2 tRNA genes and 3 rRNA genes are annotated in these 5,407 nt (G+C 49.5%); all 5 read right to left on the reverse strand.

Annotated features, from left to right (window positions below):
- Positions 1–101 (reverse strand): 5S ribosomal RNA (gene rrf, locus ACF8D3_RS15270); the annotation flags it as partial.
- Positions 102–258: 157 nt separating this feature from the next.
- Positions 259–3,149: ribosomal RNA gene (locus tag ACF8D3_RS15275) — 23S ribosomal RNA — on the reverse strand.
- A 351-nt stretch (positions 3,150–3,500) separates the two neighbouring features.
- Positions 3,501–3,576: transfer RNA gene (locus tag ACF8D3_RS15280), tRNA-Ala, on the reverse strand.
- Positions 3,577–3,647: 71 nt separating this feature from the next.
- Positions 3,648–3,724: transfer RNA gene (locus ACF8D3_RS15285), tRNA-Ile, on the reverse strand.
- A 59-nt stretch (positions 3,725–3,783) separates the two neighbouring features.
- A 16S ribosomal RNA gene (locus ACF8D3_RS15290) occupies positions 3,784–5,320 on the reverse strand.
- Between the last annotated feature and the right edge of the window lie 87 nt (positions 5,321–5,407).

The following is a 5,407-nucleotide window of genomic DNA, read 5'->3' on the forward strand; positions in this document are numbered from 1 at the left end:
TACTCTCACATGGCAAGTGCCACACTACCATCAGCGCTAAGAGGTTTCACTTCTGAGTTCGGGAAGGGATCAGGTGGTTCACTCTTGCTATTGTCGCCAGCAAACTGTTTTGGCTTTCGGTGGTCTTACGTTTTTGCCACTTAGTACCGAAAGAGTTATTAACGGATTAGTTAATTGAGTCGTATTGTAACTAGTTTCTTCACTAAATCAAGTTATGTATTGAATTTATCTTGAATACAACAACTGTTTGGGTGTTGTATAGTCAAGCCTCACGAGCAATTAGTATTGGTCAGCTTCATACGTCACCGTACTTCCACACCCAACCTATCAACGTCCTAGTCTCGAACGGCTCTTTAGAGGAATAAATTCCTAGGGAAATCTTATCTTGAGGTAGGCTTCCCGCTTAGATGCTTTCAGCGGTTATCCCTTCCGAACATAGCTACCCGGCGATGCGACTGGCGTCACAACCGGTACACCAGAGGTTCGTCCACTCTGGTCCTCTCGTACTAGGAGCAGATCCTCTCAAATTTCCAGCGCCCACGGTAGATAGGGACCGAACTGTCTCACGACGTTCTAAACCCAGCTCGCGTACCTCTTTAAATGGCGAACAGCCATACCCTTGGGACCTGCTTCAGCCCCAGGATGAGATGAGCCGACATCGAGGTGCCAAACACCGCCGTCGATATGAACTCTTGGGCGGTATCAGCCTGTTATCCCCAGAGTACCTTTTATCCGTTGAGCGATGGCCCTTCCATACAGAACCACCGGATCACTAAGACCTACTTTCGTACCTGCTCGACTTGTGGGTCTCGCAGTTAAGCGCGCTTTTGCCTTTATACTCTACGCGTGATTTCCGACCACGCTGAGCGCACCTTCGTACTCCTCCGTTACTCTTTAGGAGGAGACCGCCCCAGTCAAACTACCCACCAGACATGGTCCTCGCCCCGGATTACGGGGCAGAGTTAGAACCTCAACATTACCAGGGTGGTATTTCAAGGACGGCTCCATTGGAACTAGCGTTCCAACTTCAAAGCCTCCCACCTATCCTACACAAGTAAGGTCAAAGTTCAATGTCAAGCTGCAGTAAAGGTTCACGGGGTCTTTCCGTCTAGCCGCGGGTACACTGCATCTTCACAGCGATTTCGATTTCACTGAGCCTCTGCTGGAGACAGCGCCGCCATCATTATGCCATTCGTGCAGGTCGGAACTTACCCGACAAGGAATTTCGCTACCTTAGGACCGTTATAGTTACGGCCGCCGTTTACTGGGGCTTCGATCAAGAGCTTCGCTTACGCTAACCCCATCAATTAACCTTCCAGCACCGGGCAGGCATCACACCCTATACGTCCACTTTCGTGTTTGCAGAGTGCTATGTTTTTAATAAACAGTTGCAGCGGCCTGGTTTCTGCGGCTGCCAACCGCTCAGGGAGCAAGTCCCATCACCGTCAGCAGCGTACCTTCTCCCGAAGTTACGGTACCATTTTGCCTAGTTCCTTCAGCAGAGTTCTCTCAAGCGCTTTGGTCTACTCGACCTGACCACCTGTGTCGGTTTCGGGTACGATTCCTGTGTAACTGAAGCTTAGAGACTTTTCCTGGAAGCATGGTATCAGCCACTTCACTGTACAAGTACAGCTTGCTATCGACTCTCAGCATAGAGCACCCCGGATTTGCCTAAGATGCATGCCTACTGCCTTCCACCTGGACAACCAACGCCAGGCTGACTTAACCTTCTCCGTCCTCTCATCGCATTACACAGAAGTATTGGAATATTAACCAATTTCCCATCGACTACGCCTCTCGGCCTCGCCTTAGGGGTCGACTCACCCAGCCCCGATTAACGTTGGACTGGAACCCTTGGTCTTTCAGCGAACGGGTTTTTCACCCGTTTTGTCGTTACTCACGTCAGCATTCGCACTTCTGATACCTCCAGCATACTTCTCAATACACCTTCATCGGCTTACAGAACGCTCCCCTACCACTTGACTAATGTCAAATCCGCAGCTTCGGCACATAGTTTTAGCCCCGTTACATCTTCCGCGCAGGCCGACTCGACTAGTGAGCTATTACGCTTTCTTTAAAGGGTGGCTGCTTCTAAGCCAACCTCCTAGCTGTCTATGCCTTCCCACATCGTTTCCCACTTAACTATGATTTTGGGGCCTTAGCTGGCGGTCTGGATTGTTTTCCTCTTGACTACGGACGTTAGCACCCGCAGTCTGTCTCCCGGATAGTACTCATTGGTATTCGGAGTTTGCATCGGTTTGGTAAGTCGGGATGACCCCCTAGCCGAAACAGTGCTCTACCCCCAATGGTATTCGTCCGAGGCGCTACCTAAATAGCTTTCGGGGAGAACCAGCTATCACCAGGCTTGATTAGCCTTTCACCCCTATCCACAAGTCATCCCCTGGCTTTTCAACGACAGTGGGTTCGGTCCTCCAGTTAGTGTTACCCAACCTTCAACCTGCTCATGGATAGATCGCCTGGTTTCGGGTCTACACCCAGCAACTAAACGCCCTATTAAGACTCGATTTCTCTACGGCTCCCCTATTCGGTTAACCTTGCTACTGAATGTAAGTCGCTGACCCATTATACAAAAGGTACGCAGTCACACCACGAAGGTGCTCCCACTGCTTGTATGCATGCGGTTTCAGGATCTATTTCACTCCCCTCACAGGGGTTCTTTTCGCCTTTCCCTCACGGTACTGGTTCACTATCGGTCAGTCAGGAGTATTTAGCCTTGGAGGATGGTCCCCCCATATTCAGACAAGGTTTCACGTGCCTCGCCCTACTCGTCATCATTGTGTGTGCCCTTTCGTGTACGGGAATATCACCCTCTACGTTCGCACTTCCCAGAGCGTTCCACTAGAACACACACAACTTAATGGGCTGCTCCCCGTTCGCTCGCCGCTACTAAGGGAATCTCAATTGATTTCTTTTCCTAAGGGTACTGAGATGTTTCACTTCCCCTCGTTCGCTTCAATAACCTATGTATTCAGTTATTGATACCCGCCTTGTAGCGGGTGGGTTCCCCCATTCAGAAATCTCCGGATCAAAGGATATTTGCCGCCTCCCCGGAGCTTTTCGCAGGCTATCACGTCTTTCATCGCCTCTGACTGCCAAGGCATCCACCACATGCACTTAATTACTTGACTATACAACCCCAAACAGTCGTTAACACATACAAGTGAGTGTTACCGTTGCAAACTTAATTGCTACTATTCGTTGTCTGTGAACTTAATCACCATACAGCTTCAATCTAAATTCATATACCAAAACGCTTGATTCAGTGTTTTTGCTAGTTCTCAATATGTTTAAATTAATCAAATTACTTCGATCAACTTAAATTCTTGAGTGAACAATTTATTTCAGACTCAATTCTACTAATCTGTTAATGATTAACTACCACCTCGTCGGTGTGTAGTAAACTGTGATAAATCACAGAAGTTAATAAGCTTTCAACTTACTAAATTCTGTAATCTTTAGCCCGCACTCCGTAAAGTACGTGGTGGAGACTAGGAGAGTCGAACTCCTGACCTCCTGCGTGCAAAGCAGGCGCTCTACCAACTAAGCTAAGTCCCCAGCTTACAATCATAATGAACGACATATCTTCTCATCTAGCAGCTTGTGATTATTCATCACTTCGTCAGTAGTGGTGGGTCTGACAAGACTTGAACTTGTGACCCCACGCTTATCAAGCGTGTGCTCTAACCAACTGAGCTACAGACCCTCAGATACATCTTCGAAGAACAACTTGTTGTGGATTCTTACCAGTCACCAATCTTTCGTTAAGGAGGTGATCCAGCCGCAGGTTCCCCTACGGCTACCTTGTTACGACTTCACCCCAGTCATCGGCCACACCGTGGTAAGCGTCCTCCTTGCGGTTAGACTACCTACTTCTGGTGCAACAAACTCCCATGGTGTGACGGGCGGTGTGTACAAGGCCCGGGAACGTATTCACCGCGGCATTCTGATCCGCGATTACTAGCGATTCCGACTTCATGGAGTCGAGTTGCAGACTCCAATCCGGACTACGATCGGCTTTTTGAGATTAGCATCCTATCGCTAGGTAGCAACCCTTTGTACCGACCATTGTAGCACGTGTGTAGCCCTGGCCGTAAGGGCCATGATGACTTGACGTCGTCCCCGCCTTCCTCCAGTTTGTCACTGGCAGTATCCTTAAAGTTCCCATCCGAAATGCTGGCAAGTAAGGAAAAGGGTTGCGCTCGTTGCGGGACTTAACCCAACATCTCACGACACGAGCTGACGACAGCCATGCAGCACCTGTATCTAGATTCCCGAAGGCACCAATCCATCTCTGGAAAGTTTCTAGTATGTCAAGGCCAGGTAAGGTTCTTCGCGTTGCATCGAATTAAACCACATGCTCCACCGCTTGTGCGGGCCCCCGTCAATTCATTTGAGTTTTAGTCTTGCGACCGTACTCCCCAGGCGGTCTACTTATCGCGTTAGCTGCGCCACTAAAGCCTCAAAGGCCCCAACGGCTAGTAGACATCGTTTACGGCATGGACTACCAGGGTATCTAATCCTGTTTGCTCCCCATGCTTTCGTACCTCAGCGTCAGTATTAGGCCAGATGGCTGCCTTCGCCATCGGTATTCCTCCAGATCTCTACGCATTTCACCGCTACACCTGGAATTCTACCATCCTCTCCCATACTCTAGCCATCCAGTATCGAATGCAATTCCCAAGTTAAGCTCGGGGATTTCACATTTGACTTAAATGGCCGCCTACGCACGCTTTACGCCCAGTAAATCCGATTAACGCTCGCACCCTCTGTATTACCGCGGCTGCTGGCACAGAGTTAGCCGGTGCTTATTCTGCGAGTAACGTCCACTATCCAGTAGTATTAATACTAGTAGCCTCCTCCTCGCTTAAAGTGCTTTACAACCATAAGGCCTTCTTCACACACGCGGCATGGCTGGATCAGGGTTCCCCCCATTGTCCAATATTCCCCACTGCTGCCTCCCGTAGGAGTCTGGGCCGTGTCTCAGTCCCAGTGTGGCGGATCATCCTCTCAGACCCGCTACAGATCGTCGCCTTGGTAGGCCTTTACCCCACCAACTAGCTAATCCGACTTAGGCTCATCTATTAGCGCAAGGCCCGAAGGTCCCCTGCTTTCTCCCGTAGGACGTATGCGGTATTAGCATTCCTTTCGGAATGTTGTCCCCCACTAATAGGCAGATTCCTAAGCATTACTCACCCGTCCGCCGCTAGGTCCAGTAGCAAGCTACTTTCCCCCGCTCGACTTGCATGTGTTAAGCCTGCCGCCAGCGTTCAATCTGAGCCATGATCAAACTCTTCAGTTAAAATCATTTTGCACCTTAGTTAAGACAAGGTGCTAATTCTGGCTCATCAATTACTGACAAAAAATTTGCTCAAATAAACTTCGAGAA

The sequence above is a fragment of the Acinetobacter sp. YQ_14 genome, assembly GCF_043102985.1.
Lineage (GTDB): Bacteria > Pseudomonadota > Gammaproteobacteria > Pseudomonadales > Moraxellaceae > Acinetobacter > Acinetobacter venetianus.